Source organism: Candidatus Accumulibacter sp. ACC005 (assembly GCF_907163215.1).
GTDB classification, from domain to species: domain Bacteria; phylum Pseudomonadota; class Gammaproteobacteria; order Burkholderiales; family Rhodocyclaceae; genus Accumulibacter; species Accumulibacter regalis.
The window spans coordinates 169,199-191,790 of record NZ_CAJQUB010000005.1; the positions used below are offsets into that span (position 1 = coordinate 169,199).

Below are 22,592 nucleotides of genomic sequence, written 5' to 3' on the forward strand. Positions count from 1 at the left end.
GAAAGACCCGTGATGAAATATCCGCTGTTGAGTGTCCTGAGCGCTTCCCTGCTGGCCGGCTGTGCGAGCATCGCCCCCGAACCTTTCAGCCGCGAGGAAATCAAGGCGCGCGTGGCGCGCGATCAGCAGGAGATGTACAAGGAGCAGGCGCCGATCGTGCAGGCGATCAGCTTTTACGATGCGGTGGCGCGGGCGCTGACCTACAACCTGGACTACCGTCTGAAGTTGATGGAAAGCGCCCTGGCGCAGGGAATTTCGGACAGCAGTGCTTTCGAGCTGCTGCCCCGTCTGACCGCCTCGGCCGGCTATAACGCGCGCAACAACGATTCCGGCGGGACCAGCGTGAGCATCATTACCGGCGAGGAAACGCTCAGTCCATCGACTTCGCAGGAGCGGCGCCACCAGCTGCGCAGCGCCGAGTTGAGCTGGAACATTCTCGACTTTGGCCTGAGCTATTACCGCGCCAAGCAGGCGGGTGACGAGTACAACATCGCCGAGGAGCGCAGCCGCAAGGTGCGCCAGAACATCGTCCAGGACATGCGCAACTCGTATTGGCGCGCACTGGGCGCGCAACGCCTGCTGCTCCAGGTCGACGCCTTGAGCAAGCGCATAGAGCGCGCCCTCGAACAGTCGCGCCAGGCGGAAGCGAGCGGCGTCCTGCCGCCGGCACAGGCGCTTGCCTACCAGCGGGCGCTGCTCGACGCGCTGACCCTGATCACCCTCAAGCGGCAGGAACTGGAATTCGCCCGGCACGAACTGGCGGCGCTGATGAACATCGCGCCGGGCACCCCGTTCCAGCTCACCGACGCTCCGGAAGAGAGCCTGCCGCCAGTACCGCAGGGGGTTGACGAACTCGAAATGCGGGCCCTCGAGAACCGTCCGGAGTTGCGCGAAGAGGATTACCGGGCGCGCATCGACGGTTTTGAAGCGCGCCGCCAACTGATCGCTCTCCTGCCGGGGATCGAGTTCGTCGCCGGTGGCTTGTACGACAGCAACAAGTATCTGTACAACAACAACTGGTACGACGGCAGCGTGCGCATTTCGTGGAACGTGCTCAAGCTGGCCGCCTATCCGACCGTCAAACGCACCCAGGAAGCGCGCGAGAAGACCGCCGAGGCGCGCCGCCTGGCCTTGTCGATGGCGGTGATCACCCAGGTGCGGGTGGCGCTGGAGCGCTACAAGCTTGCCCTGCTCGACTACCGGCAGACCGACGAATCGGCGCGCGTCGATGAGCGCCTGGCGCAGATCAGCCAGGCCGGGGTCAGCTCGCGGGTGGAAAGCGAACTGGAAGCGGTGCGCACCGAGGCGCGCTCGCTGGTCACCCAGTTCCAGCGCTACGCCGCCTACGCCAACGCGCAGACGGCGCTCGGCCGGATCCTGAACTCCGTCGGCGAGAACGTCCTCCCCGACGAACTCGAAAGCCGCGATCTGGCCACTGTCGCCAAACAACTGCAGCACAGGCTTGTCGCCGGCGAACGCGAGGTCTTCTCCTTCGTCAGCGCCGACGTGGCCAAGCCGCAGAGCTTGCGCGTCGAAGTCGCCGGCCTGCCGGCAAGTCTGGCCGCGCCGGCGATCGTCGAGGCGGTCAGTGAGCGTCTGCGCCAGAGCCGCTTGCTGATCGGCGGGGAAGCCGGCGGCAGCGCCGTCTTTCGCATGACCTTGAAGCGCGGCCCGGTCAGGAACGGCGTCGAACGCAGCGCATGGGAGATGAGTCTGCACGATGCAGCGGGCAAGCACGTCGCCACGCACAGCTACAGCACCGTGCTCACACCGGATCTGCCTCAACGTTCGGCGCAGGCGTTCGCCGAAGCCGCCGCCCTGTCGCAGGTGAGTTTCCTGCGCGAACAACTGACTGCGCCGGCGACCACGGCCGCAAGGCCGGGTGAGACTGGCCCGCGGCCAGCGGCGCTGGCACGCTAGATCGATGGCTCTGACTCCGGGCAAGCAGGCAATGCAACGCGGCACGCTCCTGGTCGCCGCATTGCTGGCCTGCAATCCGTCCTGGTCGGCCGCACCAGCGGGCAAGCCCGATCCGGCCGTCGCTGCCGCCAGCAAGGCGACGCCGCCGCTGGAGGAAGCCAGTCGACCGGCAAACGCCGAAACACCAGTGCGGGCGCTGCTCGTCGCGGATCAGGAAACGACGCTGGCTGCCGGCATGAGCGGCCGGCTGACCGAGCTCGAGCCACGCCCCGGCGGAGCGGTCAGGAAGGGCCAGGTGGTGGCCAGCTTCGAGTGCAGCGAGCCGCGCGCGCGGCACGACATGGCTCTGGCCGAACTGCACAGCGCGCGTCTGGCACACGACGGCAAGATCCGCCTGCAGGGACTGCAATCCGCGTCCGAGCTCGAAGTCGAGCTGGCCGCCGCCGCAGTGACCAAGGCGCAGGCGCAATTGGCGGTCGCCAAGGCGCAGCTGGGGCAGTGCCGCGTCGTCGCGCCATTCGCCGGCTGGGTCGTCAAGTGGCACGCCAAGCCCTTCGAAGGGGTGAACGTCGGCGCGCCGCTGATCGAGCTGGTCAGCAACCGTGCGCCGCGGCTCAGGCTCAATGTACCTTCGCTGTGGCTGTCGTGGTTGAAGGAAGGAACGCGCTTCGCAGTCGATATCGAAGAAACGGGCAAGCGTTATGCGGTACAGCTCAAGCAGATCAACGGTCGTGTCGATCCGGTCAGCCAGACCGTCGCCGTCGAGGCCGAACTGCTCAGGAACGACCCCGATCTGTTGCCAGGAATGAGCGGCACGGCGGTCTTCGCCAAACCGAAATGAGCGGCTCCGGGGCCGCTGCCGCGAGCGCCGCAGCGGCGGCTCGAGAGGCCAATCCCGGGGCCGGCCCGGCAACCCCGCTGCAGATCTATTTCGCCCTGGCGAGCGGTGCTCGCGCCGCCGCCAGCCTGGCCGAACTGCAATTCCTGATCTGCAACGACAGCCGTGCGCTGCTGCCCTTCCGGCAGGCGATGCTGCTGCGCCGCGACGCGCGCGGACGCTGGCGACTGGTCTGTCATTCGGGGTTGAGCGTGGTCGACGAAACCAGCCCGTACCAGCTGTGGCTCGAAGCCGTCGTCGCCTGGCGCGAGGGGCAGGCCGGGGACGACGGCCGCCAGGCGGGAGTGATCGAAGCGGCCGAGCTGCCCGAAACGCTGCGCGTCGACTGGCACGAGTGGCTGCCGGAAGGCTTGCTCGCCTTGCCCCTCGCCGGGCCGCAGGGCGGGGTGGTGGCCTGGTGGCTGTTGGCCCGTGACCAGCCCTGGCAGTGGCCGGCGCACGCTGGCGACGCGGCGCTGTGGCTGGTCGAGCTGCAGTCGGTCTATGGACACGCGCTGTGGGCCTGGCTGCGACCGCGCCGACCGTGGCTGGCGCTCAAGCTGTCGCGGCGCAAGCTGCTGATCGGCGTCGGTCTGTTGCTCCTGCTCGGCGCCTTGCCGGTACGCCTGTCGGTTCTCGCGCCGGCGGAAATCACGCCGATCGATCCGCAGATCGTCGCCGCACCGATGGACGGCGTCGTCAAGCGCATCCCGGTCGCTCCGGGGGCGCGCGTGAGCAGCGACGAGGTGCTGGTCGAGTTCGACGACACGCTGCTGGTCAACCGCCGGCAGGTGCTCGAAGAAGCGACACGAACCAGCCGTGCCGACCTGCTGCAGGCCGAGCAACAGGCTTTCGACGACCAGCACGAGAGTCGCACGGCGCTCGCCGTCCTGCGCGGCAAGCTCGGCGAAAAGCAGGCCGAGCTCGAAAGCATTGCCCGCCAGAGCGAACGCCTGCAGATTCGCGCGCCCGGCGACGGTGTGTTCATTTATGGCGACCAGCTCGACTGGGCCGGCAAACCCCTGCAGACCGGCGAGCGCATCGGCCTGCTCGCCGACCCCGAGGCGATGAACGCCACCGTCTGGGTACCGGTCGCCGACGCCATCAACCTGCAGGCGGGGGCCGAAGTGCGCGTCTATCTGCACGTCGCGCCGCTGCACTCGCTCGCCGCCACGCTCAGTGAAACCAGCTTCGCTGCCCAGCCCGGGCCCGACGGGGTGGTCAGCTACCGCATCAAGGCGCGACTCGACGAGCGCGAAGGCGCCCGCATCGGCCTCAAGGGGACCGCCAAGATCTACGGCCAGCGGATGCCGGTGATCTACCTGCTGCTGCGCCGGCCGCTGGCCAGCCTGCGCACCTGGTGCGGGTGTTGATCGGGTGGCCAGTGCCGGAGCTGCGGCGGTGGCGGCGCTGATCCCCTCGCGCACGCTGCCGGATTCGCCTGCTGCGCCGGCACCGCCCGCCCGGGTAGCGCCGCTGCGCGAGGAGCTGCGCCTGCTTCCGGCCAGCGCGCAGCCCGACGGATCGCCGGCGTGGAACATCCTCGATCCGGTTCGCAACCGCTTCTTCCGCATCGGCTGGCTCGAGTTCGAGCTCCTCTTGCGCTGGTCGCTGGGCGATGCCGCGGCCATTGCCGCCGCCGTCGCTGCCGAAACCACCCTGCCGGCGGGCAGCGAAGACGTCGACGCGCTGGCGCGCTTCCTGCAGCACAACGAATTGCTGCAGCCGCAATCGGGAGCATGCGGCACGTCCGGTGCTTGCGGCGCGGTCGGCACCGTCGCGCCGGAGCTGACCCGGCGCAGCACGGCCAGGCGTGGCGCCTGGCTCAAGCGTGTGCTGCACAACTACCTGTTCTTTCGCCTGCCACTGATCCATCCGCGGCAGTTCCTGGTCAGGGCGGAAGCCATGACGCGCTGGCTGTTCAGCCCGGCCTTCCTCGTCCTGACTGCGCTTGCCGGTGTCGTTGGCGGCCTGCTCGCTGCCCGCCAGTGGGATAGCGTTCTCGTTCGCCTCGGCGAGTCGTTCAGCGTGCACGGCTTCTTCGCTTTCGTCGTGGCCCTGCTCTTCGCCAAGTCGCTGCACGAACTGGCACACGCCATCACCGCGACCCGCTACGGCGTACGCGTCGCGCACATGGGCGTGGCCATGGTCGTCCTGGCGCCGATGCTGTACACCGATACCGGCGAAAGCTGGAAGGTCACCGACCACCACGCCCGCCTGCGAATTGCCGCCGCCGGCATGGCCGCCGAAGTGATTCTCGCGGTATGGGCGACGCTGGCCTGGGCGATCCTGCCGGACAGTCAGCTACGCGCGGCGATGTTCTTTCTCGCCACCACCAGCTGGGTGCTGACACTGTTCATCAACGTCAGCCCGTTCATGCGCTTCGACGGCTATTTCATTCTCGCCGACGCCCTCGATCTGCCGAACCTGCACGAGCGCAGTTCGGCGCTGGCCAGGCAGCGGCTGCGCCGCCTGCTCTTCGCCAGCGCCTCGCCCGACCCGGAACACTTCCCGGCCGCAAAGGCACGCCTGTTGAGCGCGTTCGCCGTCCTCGCCTGGGTCTATCGGCTGCTCATCTTCTTCGGCATCGCCCTGGCGGTTTACCATTTCTTCTTCAAGGCGCTCGGGATTTTCCTTTTCGCCGTCGAGATTGCCTGGTTCATCGTTCTGCCGATCTGGCGCGAGCTGCGCGAATGGCCCGCCTTGCGCAAGCAGATGTCCTCGTGGCGCAAGGGCTTCTATGCGCTGCTCGGTCTGTTCCTGCTCGGCCTGCTTTTCTGGCCGTGGCAGAGTGCGGTGCATGCGCCGGGGTGGGTCTTTCCGGACGCCCAGCGCGTCATCTACAGCCCGCAGCCGGCACGGCTGGTGGCGGTGCATGTTCGCGACGGCGAGACGGTCAGCCGCGGACAGTTGCTGTTCGAACTCGAGGCGCCGGAGCTCGACGACGAAGCGCTGCGCGCAACCATCATGGCCAGGGCCTATGCCCGCCAGGCGGCCAGCCTGCCGGTACTCAACCAGCGCGGCGAGGCGCAGTCGGCCAAGGCGATGCAACAGGCGCGCGAGCTGCGCCAACAGGCGACGGCGCAAGCGCAGGCCGCCGAACGCCTGCTGCTGACCGCCCCGTTCAGCGGCAGCGTGCGCGATCTCGCCGAGGGCCTGCACCCGGGCACGTGGGTGAACAGCCGCTTGCCTCTCGGCCGGGTCGTCGACGCCAGCGCCTGGCGAGGCGAGCTGCTGGTGGACGAACAGGCGCTGGCGCGCATCGCGCCTGGCCAGCCGGCGCAGCTCTATCAGACCGACCTGGCCAGCGCCCCGTTGACCGGGAAGGTGGCGGCCATCGATCCGCTACGCGTGACCCGGCTGCCACACCCGATGCTCGACGCCAACAGTGGCGGACCGATCGTCACCCATCGCGACGGCGAGCGCGACGTCGCGGTCAGCGCGCTCTATCGGGTCAGTATTGCCCTCGACCCGGGCGCCCGGCCGGTGGGCGGCGCGCTCCGCCACGGGCGCATCGAGGCCGAGCCGCAGAGCCTGTGGCAGCAATGGCTGCGCCCGCTGTTCGCGGTGCTGGTTCGTGAGAGCGGTTTCTGATAGCCAAGCCGGGAAGGCTGGCCGGCCGGGCATCGTGTGCGTCTGGCCAGCGACGACAGGGTTGCACGCGCCTGTCCGGGTCGCTGAAAGTCGCATCAGGAACGCAGCATGACCCTAATTCGCCTGCGCCTTGTAGAAATAGGCGAGGGTCAGCAAGCTGCCGAGAACGACGATGAAGCGGCGCAACCAGACTCCGGGAATTCGCCGCGCGACGCGCCCGCCCGCGTAGCCGCCAAGCGTTCCGGTCACCAGCATGACGGTGGTGTGGGGCCAGGAGACGGCGTCGGCGACGACGAAGGTGACCACGGCGACCGAGTAGATGACCGCCGACAGCCAGTTCTTCAGGGCATTGATCTCGTGCACGTCGTCGAAGCCCTGGATGGCCAGCGCGGCGAGCATCAGGATACCCATGCCAGCGCCAAAGAAGCCGCCGTAGATCGACACCAGCAGTTGAAAGGCGAAGCCTGCGGCGCCAACCTGCCGGCTGGCGGAGGCGTCATCGGGCCTGTTCGCGCCCTGGCGCAGGCGGGCGACAAAGGCCGACAACTGCGTGCTGAAGGCGAACAGGACCGTAGCGACGAGCAGCAGCCAGGGAATCAGGCTGGCGAAGGCGGCGTTCGATGTGGCGAGGAGCAGGAGGCCACCGGCGATGCCGCCGAGGAAGGCCACCAGCGTCAGCAGTGGCAGCGACTTGCGAAAGCGCTTCAGTTCCGCGCGAAAGGCCCAGGCGGCGGCCAGACTGCCGGGCCACAGGGCAACCGAGTTGCTGGCGTTGGCCATCACCGGCGGTACGCCGGCAGCGAGCAGCGCCGGAAACGACAGGAAGGTGCCGCCGCCGGCAACCGAGTTCATCGCCCCGGCGCCGAAAGCTGCGCTGGCGAGCAAGGCGTAGGTGGCAATCAGACTGGCGTCCATGGTGGCGGGGGCAGAGGGAGAAGAGCGCGAGTCTAACGCCAAAGCGCGGCGACGTTCGCCGCCGCGGATTCAGGAATCGCTCTTGATGGCTGATCTGTCGCGCGGCAAGGTGACGCGAAAGACGCTTCCCTTGTCCGGTTTGCTGCGCGCCTCGAGCCGTCCGCCATGCCGACGCACGATGTTGTCGGCCAGCGACAGGCCGAGGCCGGTTCCCTTGCCAGCCGGCTTGGTGGTGAAGAATGGCTCGAAGATCCTCTCCAGGTGTTCCGGATCGATGCCCCTGCCAGTATCGCCGACTTCCACCCACACCTCATGCTCGTCGAAGTCGGTGCGCAGGATGATGACGCCGCGCTCGTCAATCGACTGCACGGCGTTGATGAGAAGGTTGAGGAAGACCTGGTTGAGCTGCGGGGCAAGGCATTCTATTTCCGGGATGCCGGCGTAGTCCTTCTTGATCTTGGCCTTGTACTTGATTTCGTTCCAGATGATGCTGAGCGTACTCTCGAGGCCGGTTTCGAGGTTCGCCAGCCGCCACTCGGCGGTGTCCACGCGCGAGAAATCCTTGAGCGTGTCTACGATCTTTCTCGCCCGCTGCACCCCGTCGAGCGATTCGCCGATCAGGTTCAGGATGTCGTGCTGCAGAAATTCAAGATTGGCCGTCGATTTCGCCTGCACCACGCTGGCCAGGGAATCGGGATCCTTGGCCAGCAGCGGTTCAAGCTTCTCGTAGGCGGCGACCACGCTCAACAGATCCGCCACGTTTTCCTTGAGCGCGACCAGGTTGGAGTGGATGAAAGCAAACGGATTGTCGATTTCCTGCGCCACGCCGGCGGCCAGGCGGCCGACGGAAGCCATCTTCACCGAGCGCAGCATCTGGTTCTGTGCCTCGATGAGCATCGTATTGAGGGCCGTCAACTCGGCGACATGTACCCGGTTATCGGCTTCGATACGGCGGTATTCAGTGATGTCCTCGTAAACCCCGAGCACGCCAAAGGTCTCACCGTCGTCGTTGATCAGCGGGACCTTGGACGTTCGCAGCCAGACCGTCTCGCCACTCGCGGTGGTCTGCTGCTCCTCGAAGAACAGCCGTGGGATCCGCGACGCCATGACCGCCTTGTCGTCGGCGCGGTAAAGATCGGCCTGCGCCGCCCAGGCCATCTGATAGTCGTCCTTGCCGACCATGTCGTCACGACTGGCCATCCCGGCGTCCCTGGCAAACGCCGTGTTGCAACCGAGAAAGCGCAAGTCGGTGTCCTTCCAGAAGACGCGGGCGGGCACGGTATCGATGATTTTCAGGAGCAGTTCGCGCGACTCGGCGGTCGCGGTTGCCGCCAGTTCTCGCTCGGTCACATCCTCGCCGGAACTCAGCGTGCCGACGACCTGCCCGGTGGCGTCGGTGAGCATTCCGGTGTGCCAGGCCATCTCGCGCTGCCGCCCTTCGCCGTCGAGGACGGGATACTCGGTCAGTCGTTCGCGGGCATGAACATCACCAGCGACGAGCTGCAGATACGAGGGAAAGAGGGAGCGGCCGGCGGGCTGCGGCAGGCAACGCTCAAACCAGGGCTGCCCGAGCAGCGCGCTCTCCGGCTGGCCGAGGAGGCTGCATCCGGCACGATTGATCATCACGATGCAACCGCGAGTATCGAGGGCGACCACCATGCAAGGCACGGAGTCGAGGTAGCGTTGCAGGAGTCGATTGGCCAGCGTCAGCTCGCGGATCTTTTCCTCGAGCAACGCCTCGGCCTGCTTGCGCGCAGCGCGCTCACGCTCGATCTGTCCCTGCAACTGGGCGATCTCGTCTGTTTTCATGCCGTCTTGCTCCGAAAATGCAGGCGGCCAAGGCTTGAGCGGAGTGGCTGGCTGACCATCAGCTTCCCCTGTCTTGGCGGCACCTCGCGGCTTGGGCATGGCGACGCCAGCCTCCGCGAAACGACCTTTTACCACCGGGAAGCTATCTATTCTATCCTTCCGCGAGCGAAGGGACCGCGGCGATGCGATTCAATCAGCGCAAGAGCGTCCTCACCCGATCGCGCCAGAACGCCAGCGCCGGCGCCGGCGCCCATCGACGAGCCGCGAGACGGCCGCGCCGAACTCTGCTCCGCGCAGCTGTCCAACCCCACTCGGTGATGCCGTTCGCGTTGCCGAGAAAGTCGCTTTCCGGGGAATCCGTTGCCGCCGCGCCCGCAAACGGGAAGGGTAGGGCAAGCAGGCCTGGACGAGCCTGGCCGAGAGAAATCTATCGAGGAGAAGCGAATGACGTCTTACAGGAAAACCGATGCCGCGATTGCCGCCCTGACTCCGGAACAGTTTCACGTCACTCAGGAAAGCGGCACCGAAAGACCGGGAACGGGCGAGTATCTGCATAACAGCGCGCCCGGCATCTATGTCGATGTGGTGTCCGGCGAACCACTGTTCGCCTCGTCGGAGATGTTTGAATCGGGTTGTGGCTGGCCGAGCTTTTCCCGACCCATAGAGCGCGCGTATATCAACGAGCGGGTCGATGCCGGCCACGGCATGCTGCGCACCGAAGTCCGCTCGGTCCATGGCGACAGCCATCTGGGGCACGTGTTTCCCGACGGACCGCGGGATCGTGGCGGTCTGCGCTATTGCATAAACTCGGCTTCGCTGCGCTTCATCCATCGCCACGACATGGAAGCGGCCGGCTATGGCGAGTACCTTGATCAAGTGGAGGACAGGTAATGGCAAAGGAACGCGCAGTTCTGGCGGGTGGCTGCTTTTGGGGCATGCAGGATCTGATTCGTAAGCTGCCGGGCGTCGAGGCGACCCGTGTCGGTTACACCGGCGGCGATGTCCCCAACGCCACCTACCGCAACCACGGCACGCATGCCGAGGGCATCGAAATTCTCTTTGCTCCGGAGACGATCTCGTATCGCCGCATTCTGGAATTCTTTTTCCAGATACACGATCCGACGACCCGCAACCGGCAAGGGAATGACCGCGGTGCGTCGTATCGCTCGGCCATTTACTACGTTGACGACGCGCAGAAGCAAGTCGCGCTCGACACCATCGCCGACGTCAATGCCTCGGGCCTGTGGCCGGGCAAGGTCGTCACGGAAGTCGAAGCCGTCGGCGATTTCTGGGCGGCCGAACCCGAGCATCAGGATTATCTCGAGCGCTTGCCAAACGGCTACACCTGCCATTACCCGCGTCCGGAGTGGGTACTGCCGCGGCGGGCCGATGGCACGGCAAGGTCCTGCTCACGCGGGCGCGACGCGGACCAGTAGTTTGCCGAAGTTGCGCCCTTCGAGAAGGCCGATGAAAGCCTGGGGCGCGTTCTCCAGACCGTCGACGATGTCTTCGCGGAACTTGACTTTTCCGGCCGTCAGCCAGCCGAACATCGCGGCGAAGAATTCGCCGTAGCGATCGCCGTAGTCGTCGAAGATGATGAAGCCCTGCATCTTGATGCGCTTGACCAGCAGGGTACGGGTGAGCAGGCCAAGGCGGTTCGGGCCGGGCGGCAGCGACTGGTCGTTATAGTGGGCGATCAGGCCGCACACGGGGATGCGCGCGCGAACGTTGAGCAGTGGCAGCACGGCGTCGAATACCGCGCCGCCGACGTTCTCGAAATAGACGTCGATGCCTTGCGGGCAGGCGTCGGCAAGCGCTTGCGGCAGCGTCGCGCTGTGGTGATCGAGGCACGCGTCGAAGCCGAGCTCGTCGACGACGTAACGACATTTCTCGCTGCCGCCGGCGATGCCGACGACGCGGCAGCCCTTGAGTCTGGCGATCTGACCGACCACCGAGCCGACGGCGCCGCTCGCCGCGGCAACGACGACCGTCTCGCCGGCTTGCGGCCGGCCGATGTCGAGCAAGCCCATGTAGGCGGTGAAGCCGGGCATGCCGAGAACGCCGAGCGCCAGCGAGGGCTGTGGCATGGCCGGATCGAGCTTGACCAGCCCCTGGCCGTCGGAGAGCGCGTAGTCCTGCCAGCCGGAGTAGGCAAGGACCAGGTCGCCGGCGTTGTAGTCGCCATGCTGCGACGCTTCGACGCGGGCGACCGTACCGCCGGGCATGGGTTCGCCGATGCCGACCGGCGCGGCGTACGACGGCGCGTCGCTCATCCGGCCGCGCATGTAGGGATCGAGCGACAGGTAGAGCGTGCGCAGCAGCAACTGGCCTTTCGCGGGTTGCGGTATTTCCGCTTCCTCGAGACGGAAGTCGTCGTCACGCGGCGCGCCGACGGGGCGCGAGTTGAGTACGATGCGCCGATTGCGGGCGTCGTTCTGCTTGAGTTGCTTTTTCATTCACAGGGCTCCTTCAAGGATGTTCCGGCAAGGGTTTTTCCTGCCTTGCCGGGGGCTTTCCGCGGTTCTCGGTGAGCGCCCGATTCATCGGGCGATTTCGCGTCGGCGTTCCCTGGCCGGCAGCGCGGCTTCAGGACGTTTCTATATTCGGCTGCTCGCCGCTGACGCCGAAGACCTGCTGGCGAAGACGGAAGATCTCGTCGCGGGCGGCGGCGGCTTTCTCGAACTCGAGGTCCTTCGCGTAGTCGAGCATCGCTTTCTCGAGTCGCTTGAGTTCGCGCGCCAGTTGCTTCTCGCTCATCGCCTCGTAGTTGGCCTGCAGCTGTGCGGCCTTGCGTTCGCGGCGTGCGTCGTCGATGTCGTAGACGCCGTCGATGATGTCGGTGATGCGCTTGTTGACGCCGATCGGGACGATGCCGTGCGCTGCGTTGAAAGCGATCTGCTTGAGCCGCCGGCGTTCGGTCTCGGCGATGGCGCGACTCATCGAGCCGGTGACCCGGTCGGCGTAGAGAATGGCGGTGCCGTTGATGTGCCGGGCGGCGCGTCCGATGGTCTGGATCAGCGAGCGCTCGGAGCGCAGGAAGCCTTCCTTGTCGGCGTCGAGAATGGCCACCAGCGAGACCTCCGGGATGTCGAGACCTTCGCGCAGCAGGTTGATGCCGACCAGGACGTCGAACTTGCCGAGGCGCAGGTCGCGGATGATCTCGACGCGTTCGACGGTGTCGATGTCCGAGTGCAGGTAGCGGACGCGCACCTCGTGTTCGTTCAGGTACTCGGTGAGATCCTCGGACATGCGCTTGGTCAGCGTGGTCACCAGCACGCGCTCGCCGCGTCCGACGCGCAGGCCGATCTCGGAGAGCAGGTCGTCGATCTGTGTCGATGCCGGGCGAACGATGAGCACCGGGTCGATCAGCCCGGTCGGGCGAACGACCTGCTCGACGACCTGACCCTGATGCGTCTGTTCGTAGTCGGCCGGCGTCGCCGAAACGAAAATCGTCTGCCGCAGCAGCGCTTCGTACTCGGCGAACTTGAGCGGCCGGTTGTCGAGTGCCGAGGCCAGGCGGAAGCCGTAGTTGACCAGGTTCTCCTTGCGCGAGCGGTCACCCTTGTACATGCCGCCGACCTGCGGGATGGCGACGTGCGACTCGTCGATGAACATCAGCGCGTCGGCCGCCAGGTAGTCGATCAGCGTCGGCGGCGGCTCGCCGGGCTGGCGCCCGGAGAGATGCCGCGAGTAGTTCTCGATGCCCTTGCAGAAGCCGAGCTGGTCGAGCATTTCGAGGTCGAAACGCGTGCGTTGCTCGATGCGCTGCGCCTCGACGAGGCGACCTTCGGCGTGGAAGAAGGCGGTACGCTCGCTGAGCTCGCGCTTGATCGCCTCGATGGCACGCAGGACGGTCGCCCGTGGCGTCACGTAGTGCGACGACGGGAAGACGGTAAAGCGCTTCAGGCGGCCCTGCAGATGCCCGGTCAGCGGGTCGAAAAGCTGCAGGCCTTCGATCTCGTCGTCGAACAGAGAGATGCGGATCGCCTGCTCGGCGTGCTCGGCGGGAAAGACGTCGATGACGTCGCCGCGGACGCGAAAGACGCCGCGGCGGAAGTCGGTCTCGTTGCGCTCGTACTGCATGGCGACCAGGCGCTGGATCACCTCGCGCTGATCGATGCGGTCGCCGACGCGCATGGTCAGGATCATCTTGTGGTACTCGTCGCGGTCGCCGATGCCGTAGATGCAGGAGACGGTGGCGACGATCACGCAATCGCGACGTTCGAGCAGGCTCTTGGTCGCCGACAAACGCATCTGCTCGATGTGCTCGTTGATCGACGAGTCTTTCTCGATGAACAGATCGCGCGCCGGAACGTAGGCTTCCGGCTGGTAGTAATCGTAGTAGGAGACGAAATACTCGACGGCGTTGTCGGGAAAGAACTCGCGGAACTCTGCGTACAGTTGCGCGGCCAGGGTCTTGTTCGGCGCCAGCACCAGCGCCGGACGGCCGCTGCGGGCGATGACATTGGCCATGGTGTAGGTCTTGCCCGAGCCGGTGACGCCAAGCAGGGTCTGGAACGAGAGGCCGTCGGCGAGTCCGGCGAGCAGTTGCTCGATCGCCGCCGGCTGGTCGCCGGCAGGCAGGAAGGGCTGATGGAGGCGGAAGGGGCTGCCCGGGAAGGTGACCACCGGGTGCTGCTTTTCGGGCGATTGGATGGCGGCTGACATGCTAGAATTTTACGTTGTTTCAGGAACGCTCGGCGCCGTGCGCGGCGTTTGCCCGACCTGTCCGGAAACAATGCTTTTTTCGACGCTTCGTTTTTCCCGCGACGGCTTGTGCCACCCGCGGCCTGCCTGGCAGGCCCGACCGGAAATGGCACCGCCCAGCTACCGGCCAACTTAGGAACAAGACATGACCGCCTCGCTTTTCGCCGCCGTTGAAATGGCTCCCCGCGACCCGATTCTCGGACTCACCGAATCCTTCAACGCCGATACCCGGTCGACCAAGGTCAACCTCGGTGTTGGCGTGTATTTCGACGACAACGGCAAGATCCCGCTGCTGGCGGCTGTCAAGGCGGCCGAGAAAACCCGCCTGGAAGCCATGCCGCCGCGCGGCTACCAGCCGATCGACGGCCTTGCCGCCTATAACCAGATCGTCCAGAAGCTGCTCTTCGGCGCCGATTCGGCATTGCTCGAAGCGGGTCAGGTCGCGACCATCGAAGCACTCGGCGGCACCGGCGCGCTGAAGGTCGGTGCCGATTACCTGCGCCGACTGCTGCCCACGGCCAAGGTTTTCATCAGCGATCCGAGCTGGGAGAACCACCGCGCGATTTTCGAATACGCCGGTTTCGAGGTCGATTCGTATCCCTACTACGACGCAGTCAGCCGTGGCGTCGATTTCGCCGCCATGAAGAGCGGCCTGAACGCCCTGCCGGCCGGTTCGATCGTCGTCCTGCACGCCTGCTGCCACAACCCGACCGGTGCCGACCTCAGTCACGCGCAGTGGCGCGAAGTGATCGAGACGATCGCTGCCCGCGGCCTGGTGGCCTTCATCGACATGGCCTACCAGGGCTTCGCCGACGGCATCCGGGAAGATGCGCAGGCGCTGCAGATGTTTGCCGCATCGGGCCTGCAGTTCCTCGTCGCCAGCTCGTTCTCCAAGTCCTTTTCGCTCTACGGCGAGCGGGTCGGTGCGCTGTCGGTGGTCACCGCCAGTCGCGACGAAACGGCACGTGTCTTGTCGCAGATCAAGCGCGTCGTGCGGGCCAACTACTCGAACCCGCCGACCCATGGCGGCGCCATTGTCGCCGCCGTTCTGGCCAGCGCCGAACTGCGCCAGATGTGGAAAGTCGAACTCGCCGAGATGCGCCAGCGCATCCTGGCCATGCGCGTCAGCCTGGTCGAAAAACTGCAGGGCAGGGGAGTGAGCACCGACTTTTCCTTCGTCACCCGGCAGCGGGGCATGTTCTCCTACACCGGGCTCGAAGTCGCACAGGTGGACCGCATGCGCGACGAGTTCGGCATCTACGCGGTCAGCACCGGGCGCATCTGCCTGGCCGCGCTGAACACCAGGAACATCGACTACGTCGCCGACGCCATCGCTGCGGTGCTCTGATGTAATGCTGCAATCTTGACGAGGTTTTCGGCGCCGGCTGAAAGCAGCACGAAAACCCTGTGCTGGCTGAAATCCGCATGTTCGCCGCCGCGGTGGCCCTCATAGTGCTCGTGGCCACTGCCGGCGCTCATGCCCCGTGCACCGTCATTGCGAGGAGGCGCAGCCGACGCGGCAATCCAGTTCCATCCTCTGACGGCTGGTGCGCCGCATTCCCCAGGAGAAAAACAAACCTCTGGATTGCCGCGTCGGCTTCGCCTCCTCGCAATGACGTGCGGGTAGCGTGTTGCCGCCTTCCCGGCGCGACTTTGCGCAACCCGGATCGCAGCGCGAACCCCGTGTGGTGGCTGGATTTCGCCCGCTCCATACTACTACCCTCGTCGCCAAAATCCGGGCCAGCATTCCCCGGCCACCGTCATTGCGAGGAGGCGCAGCCGACGCGGCAATCCAGTTCCATTCTTTGACGGCTGGTGCGCCGCATTCCCCAGGAGAAAAACAAACCGCTGGAATGCCGCGTCGGCTGCGCCTCCTCGCAATGACGTGCGGGTGGCGTGGCGCCGCCTTCCCGACGCGACTTTGCGCAACCCGGATAGCAGCGCGAACCCCGTGTGGTGGCTGGATTTCGCCCGCTCCATAGCGCTACCCTCGTCGCCAAAATCCGGGCCAGCATTCCCCGGCCACCGTCATTGCGAGGAGGCGCAGCCGACGCGGCAATCCAGTTCCATTCTCTGACTGCTGGTGTGCCGCATTCCCCAGGAGGAAAACAAAACCTCTGGATTGCCGCGTCGGCTTCGCCTCCTCGCAATGACGTGCAGGCTGCTGTGGCGACGCCTTTCCGACGCGACTTGCAGCAAGCTGGAGCGCTTGCTTGAAACCCCCTCGCCGGCGTTTCTCCGCGGTGACTGCACGCGTCACCCCTGCTGGTGGCCTATCTGCTTTCCAGTTGCGGCGTCTTCAGCGTACCGCTGATCGCCACCGGAACGGTCGCATCGGCCCGCCCGCGCATCTGGACGTCCATCCGGCCACGCAATTGCAGGTCGCTGCTCACTTCGAGCTGACCGGTGGACTGCATCGTTCCCGCCTGGAGGACCAGGCGCGAGAAGCGATAGCGCTCGGGGGTCAGGCGGATCGCGCCGGACAGCTGCTCAAAGCGGGTGGCGCCGCCGAGCGTTGCCGGCGTTCCGGATGCACGGCGAATCGCCTCGGGAAGGTCGATCCCGCCGAGGCTTCCCCTGGCTATCGTGAAGTTGCCCTCGGCATGCACCGCCTGAAGGATCGCGGGCCAGGTCCTGGCCATTGCCGAGAAGCGCAGGTCGCCCGCAAGATCGCCCTCGAACTGATCGCCGACGCCCAGCGCCGCGCCGAAGCCCTGTGCCCGGATCCGCTCGAAGGCGATCTCGCCGGCCATCGCCGGTGGCCCGTCGGAACGCAGGATCACCGCGCCGCTTACCCGGCCCGAGAAGATGCGCAAGTCCATCTCCTCGATGACGAACACCGGCCCGTCCACCTTGCCCTTGAAAGCGAAGGAGTCGAAGCGATACAGGGACTTCGGCGACGGCCGCCAGGCGACTCCCTCGGCGGTAACCGCCAGCTGATCGGCGACCGGTTTGGCCTCGACCTTCATGCTGCGGTCCGCCGATCTCAGCGCCACGGACTGCAACAGGCCATCCGCAGACAATGCCAGTTCGCCGTTCAGCTCGGCAAAGCCAAGCCCTGCAAAGCTGACCTTCGCCCTGCTGATGGTCACGCGCTGCACGCGGGCTCCGGCAGACTCCCGAGCGGCCGTTTCGAACATCCGTGAAAGGCTGGCAACTGCTTTTGCGGTCAGCTCGACGTCGCGCAACTCCATTTCCCGGAAAACGATCTTTGTTGAAAAGAGCGTGTCGAGCTCTGGCCGGAGACGCAGTTCGGCGATGTGGATCTGCTCCCCGGCCGTGGCGTCGCCGACGCGCACGTTGGCCAGCAGCAGGCCCGGCAGCGGATAGAAGGTGACGCTCATGTTCTCGACGCTGGTTTTCTGGCCAGTGCTTTGCGCGAGAGCGTCTTCCACCTCGGGAAGGTAGCGCGAATAGGGAAAGAGGAGGGTGATCAGGACCAGCAGAACGCTCATCGTCAAGACGCCGAGCAGGGCGACGAGCGGCCAGGTCAGGTGTATGCGGCGGCGGCGGAGTGGCTTGAGGTCGGGCCCGTCGCCCGCACTGCTGTCATCGGCCGTGCCGCCCAGCAAGGCCTTCACCCGGGCGAGGAAAGTCGGCGCCGGCGCGACGCTGCTCGCCGGCCAGACTGCTGGCACCTCCGGCGTCGCTTCTTCCTTGGACAGGAAAACGGTGCGCGACTCGGGACCGGTCACCGAATCGGTCGGCGGCGATGATGGTGGCGAGATCGATGGCGATGGTTGCGAGATCGGCAGAAATGAGCGTGCGCCGTTCGAGAACCGCTCGCTGTTGTTTTCCGAGCCGGGAACCAGCCGTGTCGCGTCGTCGGTATCGGCGTTGGCGTCGGGCAGGGAGGGAGGAGCGGATGGCGCCGCGGCTTTCTTGCCAAATAGGGAGAATTCGGAAGCCGGTTGGCCAGCCTTGCTGCGAATCTGTTGTGCCAGCCGGCGGCCATTCTTCCATACCGTGTCCTCGTCGACCCGCCGCTCGATGAAACCATCGGCCTCAAGCTCAACCAGCGCGCTCTGCGTCAGCTGCGCGTTGCCCGTCTTGTCGCACAATTCGGCCACCGTGGCGTTGCCGTCCACCAGAATCAGCACCATGCGGAGGTTTCGCTGGACGACTCGCGTCCGCTGCAACATGGCTTCCTCGCCGGACGTCGTCTTGGCGTAAATCAGCTCGGAGTCAGGCAGTTCAGGTTCCATGTTCTCAGTGGCGTCGTGCTGGCTAACGACTGAAGGTTTTCGACTTTTCCGCACAAACGCATTGTGCACCTTGTTGCCGTGCGCGGAAAGTCGGAGATGGCTAGCGTGCCGGTTTCAAGCCTGCGGCTGGACAGTGGTCGGGCACCAGGCGGCGCCCCGTGTCGACGGCCTGGCGGTGGCTGGCGCCGATGCCAGCGGCCTGCCGCGGAGTTGCCGGCGCGGCCCTGGTCGGCGTCTCGGAAAATGCCCGTTTGCCGTTCGGAAGAGTTGACGAACCGCATGCGAGTGGCTAGAATCCGCCCTCTCGTGTTCCTCGATAGCTCAGTTGGTAGAGCGTCGGACTGTTAATCCGTAGGTCCCTGGTTCGAGCCCAGGTCGGGGAGCCAGAAAATTCAAGCACTTAGCCCATTCTTCGGAGTGGGCTTTTTGCTGTCTGGCCTTCCGGTAAGCATCTGGTAAGCAGATTCGAGCAATCCGAACCAGTTCCGCACGAGCAGCCAGTGAGTGCGCTACTCGCTCGGCTTCTTGCCTGTCGATGTTGGAGAGGGTTTGCTGGTCGAGGCTGAAGTCTTCGCTTGATGCCGCCTGATTGCTCTCGCTAGCAGCGTTTCCGCCACCAGTTGCTTGATTTCCTCGTCCGTCGCCGTCGCCGTCGCCGTCGCCGTCGTCGAGCCAGCCTGGTTCTTCGTTGATGGCTTGTCCATACAGTTGCTCCTGCTCTTTTTCGTATCCCGGGATTGTATCGAGTTGCGGGCGATCTGCATCAAGACGGGTGGATTCCGGCTCTGTTCTGTCAGCGTTGACGATGTTCTGCTCGTGCTGGCGGTCTTCCTCTCTGTCGTTCGTGTCAATATTGACAGCAATCGTGGACCGGGCTGATCTGGCGCTCGTCTCTATGAAGAGGTGCTAACGGCTCGGCTGCCTATCCCGTCGCCTGCTCGCCGATCGGTGCTTCCTTGGCGCGGACCAGAGACACGACCAAGGACGTTTGTTGCACGGACCTGCCTGCAACGCGCTGTCGGGTGGCGTCGGCGATGCTGACTTCGCCTGTGGCGGCCAGCCGATCCTTCCACATCTCAAGATGCCGCCCTTGCAGTTCCAGAGCCCGTAGCGCTGCCGCATGACTGGCCATCACGGCATTGCCGTCCGTGCCAATCGTCTTGCTCATGGCGTCCTGCTTGACGGCTTCGAGGTCGGCCAGCACCTTGTCTTGCGTGATTCCGGTACGTTGCGCCCGGGCGTTCATGCGTTCGGTGATTGCGTTCTGAACTGTAGTTTTCTGCAGTAGCTGATAGCCGATCTCTGACGCTCGCCGGGAGCTGTACCCTGCGCGAATGGCTGCTTTGCTCGCCACCAGATCAACGAGGTATTCGTCAACGAAACGACTTTGCCTTGGCGTCATTGCATCTTCCTTCTCACGGTTGCCACTCAATACCGACACAAGCGTTGCTCGCTTGGCCTTGCGCCTCCAGCCAGTCACGGCACGCCCGCAAACTGCCAAACTCTGCCATCACGGCCGCGCGATTGGTTCCCGCTTTCTCCAACAGCTGGTCAAGTTCCCACCCCACGCCGTTGTGCTGCCGGAATTGCTCCAGCTTCGTCAAGCGACGTTGCAAGGGGCTCACAGTCCGACATCCTGTTCGGACAGCAGAATCACGCGGCTTGGTCGCCGGTGAGTGCCGGTCAAGGCTTCGACCTTCGACCGTGCCATGAAATCGTCTTCCGATTCGTCGGTCTGGCGGTCCACAACCTTCTCGCCGATGATCGCTCGAACAACCTCGCCGGAACCTGCTCGGATAATTCGCCTGACTATGAGGGCGACGCGGTTTGCCTCGGGGTGTGCCGCTGCTTCAAGCTTGGTCATGCGACGCTCCAGCGCGGTGCTCATTTCGCTGTTTCCAGTTCAGTGCTGCGTGCTTCGGTCGCGTTTCCTTCCTCGTCGATTTCCACAACACCACCGCCAGCAATCAGCCGAAGGTGCGACGTTGCCCGCCCGGTGCCCGGCTCGATCATGTGGACGATGCAGTTGAGCTGTTCGCCAGCGCCGACTGGACGTTCCAGCTTGCTCACCCGTTTCTGCAAGGCGTTCATTTTTTCACTTCGAGTGCGCTGATACGGGCTTCAAGCTCTTGAGTCTCCACCGCCTTGCGGCGTGCCTCTACGATACCTGCCAAGGTCGCAGCCTCTCCGGGTAGGATGTCGCCGGCCGCCACCGCTTGCAGGATGGCCGCCTGAGCTTGCGCGACGCCATCAGCAGAGCTTGTATCCGGCAGGGTCACGAAGATCGGGCGCTCCTTTGCCGGTGGCACCAGCCGTTCGAGTACCAGTCTGGCCGCGCTTATGTCGCCCTGCCTGGCCATTTCCACGATCTTCTTGGCGATAGCGGCGGCACCTTCCTCCATCGCTGCCAATGCCACGAGGGTGACGCGGTTCCTGCTGCCCGCGGGTCGGCCTTTGGGATTTCCGCTTTGACCGGGTTTCCAACCAGGCCGCAGGTTTTCTGCTTTCGTCTTTTCGCTCATTCTCTGTACCTCCACGGTGTTTATTCAGTGCTCCGCTGGTCTTTCGTGACACTCACGAAACCATATCGCCGCCCAATCTCGGCCCAAGCTCGTTGTGCAGAGCGCCGCGCTGGTTCCGACTTTTCGACACGCGTCAGGATCGCCAGCAGCGCCCGTAGCGAAGCATTCTGCTCATCGCCTATGGCGTCTATGGCCGCCCGCCTGTCGCGCGTCCGCTGAGCACGTTTACGCTCGTTGTCGCTCATCGGTCGCTCACCCTTGGGCGGCCTGCCTCGTTTGGTGACTGTCACAGAACTGTCCGGCATCGCTTTCCTCTTCTTTTACGTGACAGTCACAATAATATCAGATAGACGGACCTTCGGCATTTTTTGCGAAAGGAGCGTTTCGCGTTTATCGATAGCGAGAAAGGCAACACGCGGTGATGTCGCTGTTTCGCGATGGCACAGGTGGCGGATTGATCGAGCAGCGACCCGAGCACATTCATGACGAGAGACATAGGGCAGGCCTCGCTCCCGCACGGACAGACGGACGGTTAAGAAGTTTGCCCGAAACAGCCATTCCAGCGATCTTGGCGTATGCTATCGACCTAGCTTCGTAGGTTCCGCCCGCTTTAGGCAATTTCCGAGTTCCACGTAGAATCGGCGAACGTACGCCGCAATGGATGCTTAAAAGATGCTTTCAGCGTGTTAGCCGACGCCACACCAAGAAACAGGCGCCCGAGCTATGGTGCGAAAGCGTCGCCCGATAACTAGGTTTGTGTCTCATGACAACCGGCTGATATGACTGAGCGATTCTCCCAGAGATACGGATTCCACCAATCGCACGAGATGGACATCTTGGTGCGCCAAGACGCTCCGCACGAATTGCGCGGCGTTGTCGTGGAACTCGCTTACGAGTGCGGCTTTCGCCCAGAGAGCCTTCGCACTGTGGTTTGTCGATTGCTCCGGAAACGCCCAAACGCAAACAATTGGACTGAGTTCCCAAACATCGATAACGAAGTGCACAAACTTGTCGATGACTGTGAGTGGTACCGCGTGTACGAAATCATCGAAGGGCTTGTCACCGTCATGCGTGAGATGCAATTTCCCTACGATGCCGATAAGTTCGAAAGCGAGTTGAACGATTACTTTATGGACGCTGGCATAGGCTGGAAGTTGTCAGCGGGTCTCATCGAAATGCGTGGCCCAGAGGTGTTCGAGGAAGTTGTTATCACCGCTGAACGCCAACTTGAAATGCGAAGATTCCCTACGGCTCGCAATGAACTACGCGAGGCGCTACGCGACTTGTCTCGCCGCCCGTCGCCCGATGTGACGGGCGCTATTCAACATTCGATGGCGACTCTTGAATGCGTAGCTCGTGAGGCGTGCGGGGATAAGAAAGCCACTCTCGGCGACATCATTAAACGTTATCCAGAGATTGTTCCTCGCCCTCTAGACGAGGCTATTGCAAAAGTATGGGGATACGCATCTGAAAACGCACGTCATATCCGCGAAGGAAGAGAGCCAACATTCGTTGAAGCTGAGTTGGTTGTCGGTATCGTTTCCGCACTCTCTACCTATTTGGCAAGAAAGCATGAGGCCAATCAATGAAGTATGTCGGGAAGTATGGCGAATATCGTGTTCTTGCGTGCCTCCTGGAGCAAGACATAGAGGCTTACCCAGTCATTAATAAAAATCAACCTGATTTTGATCTAACCGCAATCTTAGCGAATGACAAAGTATTGCGCATTCAAGTGAAAGCAACCGAGCTTAGGAATAAGAGCACAAATAACGCCATTGACCGTATCGACAAGAAATACGACTTCTTAGTTGTTGTCATCGTTGCAGAAGACAAGACCTCTCGTTTCTTTGTTATGTCAAAAACCGAAGCCGAAGACGCAAGAGGCGGTAATAAACAACTCGGTACGACGCAACAAAAAAATAGAAGTTTTCAGGTCAAAGACGTCCTCCTACCCCATGAAGACAAGTGGGCAAAGATCGCCAATGCATAACGAGGACGGTTGGATCGTGCGCAGCCGCGATCTGAATCGTTGGTCGGACGATG

Annotated in this window: 21 protein-coding genes and 1 tRNA gene; 11 read left to right on the forward strand and 11 right to left on the reverse strand. The window is 64.2% G+C overall.

The genetic code is table 11. The annotated features are described in order from the left end of the window. Positions 1-12 precede the first annotated feature (12 nt). The 4 genes from QZ613_RS05880 to QZ613_RS05895 are packed head-to-tail and all read left to right on the forward strand — an operon-like array spanning position 13 to position 6,391. Positions 13-1,920 (forward strand): TolC family protein, encoded by a 1,908-nt coding sequence (locus QZ613_RS05880; protein ID WP_291902479.1) that lies wholly within the window; start codon positions 13-15, stop codon positions 1,918-1,920. A 4-nt stretch (positions 1,921-1,924) separates the two neighbouring features. Continuing rightward, positions 1,925-2,761: an efflux RND transporter periplasmic adaptor subunit gene (locus QZ613_RS05885; RefSeq protein ID WP_291902477.1), complete on the forward strand. Its 837-nt coding sequence runs from the start codon at positions 1,925-1,927 to the stop codon at positions 2,759-2,761. Beyond that, positions 2,758-4,170, forward strand: coding sequence for an HlyD family efflux transporter periplasmic adaptor subunit (locus QZ613_RS05890; RefSeq protein WP_291902475.1), 1,413 nt, complete (start codon positions 2,758-2,760; stop codon positions 4,168-4,170). Before QZ613_RS05885 ends, QZ613_RS05890 begins: the two co-directional genes overlap by 4 nt. Positions 4,171-4,174: 4 nt before the next feature. After that, positions 4,175-6,391: an HlyD family efflux transporter periplasmic adaptor subunit gene (locus QZ613_RS05895; RefSeq protein WP_291902473.1), complete on the forward strand. Its 2,217-nt coding sequence runs from the start codon at positions 4,175-4,177 to the stop codon at positions 6,389-6,391. Between the two features lie 114 nt (positions 6,392-6,505). Here the strand turns inward: QZ613_RS05895 and QZ613_RS05900 are convergent, their stop codons facing one another. Both QZ613_RS05900 and QZ613_RS05905 read right to left on the reverse strand, forming a co-directional pair. Continuing rightward, the gene (locus QZ613_RS05900) at positions 6,506-7,306 is read right to left on the reverse strand and encodes a sulfite exporter TauE/SafE family protein (RefSeq protein ID WP_043568857.1); all 801 of its coding nucleotides are present in this window, start codon (positions 7,304-7,306) and stop codon (positions 6,506-6,508) included. Between the two features lie 69 nt (positions 7,307-7,375). Further along, positions 7,376-9,115 (reverse strand): PAS domain-containing protein, encoded by a 1,740-nt coding sequence (locus QZ613_RS05905; protein ID WP_291902469.1) that lies wholly within the window; start codon positions 9,113-9,115, stop codon positions 7,376-7,378. A gap of 444 nt (positions 9,116-9,559) precedes the next feature. On the opposite strand from QZ613_RS05905, the gene msrB reads away from it, so the two are divergent. Both msrB and msrA read left to right on the forward strand, forming a co-directional pair. Next, positions 9,560-10,006, forward strand: a complete 447-nt coding sequence (gene msrB / locus QZ613_RS05910) for a peptide-methionine (R)-S-oxide reductase MsrB (RefSeq protein WP_043568859.1) — start codon at positions 9,560-9,562, stop codon at positions 10,004-10,006. Continuing rightward, on the forward strand, positions 10,006-10,551 hold the full coding sequence (msrA, locus tag QZ613_RS05915; RefSeq protein WP_043568860.1) for a peptide-methionine (S)-S-oxide reductase MsrA: 546 nt from the start codon (positions 10,006-10,008) through the stop codon (positions 10,549-10,551). The genes msrB and msrA overlap by 1 nt, the downstream gene beginning before the upstream one ends. Here the strand turns inward: msrA and QZ613_RS05920 are convergent. Then, positions 10,525-11,571 carry an NADP-dependent oxidoreductase gene (locus tag QZ613_RS05920; protein WP_043568861.1) on the reverse strand — a complete coding sequence of 349 codons (1,047 nt, stop codon included), beginning with the start codon at positions 11,569-11,571 and terminating at the stop codon, positions 10,525-10,527. The two genes, msrA and QZ613_RS05920, sit on opposite strands and share 27 nt — an antisense overlap. Positions 11,572-11,701: 130 nt before the next feature. Beyond that, complete coding sequence (gene uvrB, locus QZ613_RS05925; RefSeq protein ID WP_043568864.1) at positions 11,702-13,783, reverse strand: excinuclease ABC subunit UvrB; 2,082 nt, start codon at positions 13,781-13,783, stop codon at positions 11,702-11,704. 184 nt (positions 13,784-13,967) lie between these two features. Between uvrB and QZ613_RS05930 the strand changes: the two genes are divergently transcribed. After that, positions 13,968-15,170, forward strand: coding sequence for an amino acid aminotransferase (locus QZ613_RS05930; protein WP_043568866.1), 1,203 nt, complete (start codon positions 13,968-13,970; stop codon positions 15,168-15,170). Here the strand turns inward: QZ613_RS05930 and QZ613_RS05935 are convergent. Together QZ613_RS05935 and QZ613_RS05940 are read right to left on the reverse strand one after the other, a co-directional pair. After that, the gene (locus tag QZ613_RS05935; RefSeq protein ID WP_291902461.1) at positions 15,137-15,301 is read right to left on the reverse strand and encodes a hypothetical protein; all 165 of its coding nucleotides are present in this window, start codon (positions 15,299-15,301) and stop codon (positions 15,137-15,139) included. The two genes, QZ613_RS05930 and QZ613_RS05935, sit on opposite strands and share 34 nt — an antisense overlap. Positions 15,302-16,095: 794 nt before the next feature. Beyond that, positions 16,096-18,027 (reverse strand): hypothetical protein, encoded by a 1,932-nt coding sequence (locus QZ613_RS05940; protein ID WP_043568868.1) that lies wholly within the window; start codon positions 18,025-18,027, stop codon positions 16,096-16,098. A gap of 310 nt (positions 18,028-18,337) precedes the next feature. Between QZ613_RS05940 and QZ613_RS05945 the strand changes: the two genes are divergently transcribed. Next, positions 18,338-18,413 (forward strand) — tRNA-Asn (locus tag QZ613_RS05945). 238 nt (positions 18,414-18,651) lie between these two features. Beyond that, positions 18,652-18,906: a hypothetical protein gene (locus QZ613_RS05950; protein WP_291981768.1), complete on the forward strand. Its 255-nt coding sequence runs from the start codon at positions 18,652-18,654 to the stop codon at positions 18,904-18,906. A 43-nt stretch (positions 18,907-18,949) separates the two neighbouring features. Here QZ613_RS05950 and QZ613_RS05955 read toward each other — a convergent pair whose 3' ends face one another. The 5 genes from QZ613_RS05955 to QZ613_RS05975 are packed head-to-tail and all read right to left on the reverse strand — an operon-like array spanning position 18,950 to position 20,549. After that, a complete protein-coding gene (locus QZ613_RS05955; RefSeq protein ID WP_291981770.1) occupies positions 18,950-19,429 on the reverse strand; it encodes a terminase small subunit in 480 nt (159 codons plus the stop codon). Between the two features lie 13 nt (positions 19,430-19,442). Further along, positions 19,443-19,631 (reverse strand): hypothetical protein, encoded by a 189-nt coding sequence (locus QZ613_RS05960; RefSeq protein ID WP_042334842.1) that lies wholly within the window; start codon positions 19,629-19,631, stop codon positions 19,443-19,445. A gap of 17 nt (positions 19,632-19,648) precedes the next feature. Next, positions 19,649-19,915: a hypothetical protein gene (locus tag QZ613_RS05965; protein WP_042334844.1), complete on the reverse strand. Its 267-nt coding sequence runs from the start codon at positions 19,913-19,915 to the stop codon at positions 19,649-19,651. Beyond that, complete coding sequence (locus QZ613_RS05970; RefSeq protein WP_291981774.1) at positions 19,912-20,118, reverse strand: hypothetical protein; 207 nt, start codon at positions 20,116-20,118, stop codon at positions 19,912-19,914. Before QZ613_RS05970 ends, QZ613_RS05965 begins: the two co-directional genes overlap by 4 nt. Beyond that, a complete protein-coding gene (locus QZ613_RS05975) occupies positions 20,115-20,549 on the reverse strand; it encodes a DUF5681 domain-containing protein (RefSeq protein ID WP_291981776.1) in 435 nt (144 codons plus the stop codon). Before QZ613_RS05975 ends, QZ613_RS05970 begins: the two co-directional genes overlap by 4 nt. A 779-nt stretch (positions 20,550-21,328) precedes the next feature. Between QZ613_RS05975 and QZ613_RS05980 the strand changes: the two genes are divergently transcribed. Further along, positions 21,329-22,138: an AbiJ-NTD4 domain-containing protein gene (locus QZ613_RS05980; protein WP_291981778.1), complete on the forward strand. Its 810-nt coding sequence runs from the start codon at positions 21,329-21,331 to the stop codon at positions 22,136-22,138. Beyond that, positions 22,135-22,539: a hypothetical protein gene (locus QZ613_RS05985; RefSeq protein WP_291981780.1), complete on the forward strand. Its 405-nt coding sequence runs from the start codon at positions 22,135-22,137 to the stop codon at positions 22,537-22,539. The genes QZ613_RS05980 and QZ613_RS05985 overlap by 4 nt, the downstream gene beginning before the upstream one ends. The last annotated feature ends 53 nt before the right edge of the window (positions 22,540-22,592 follow it).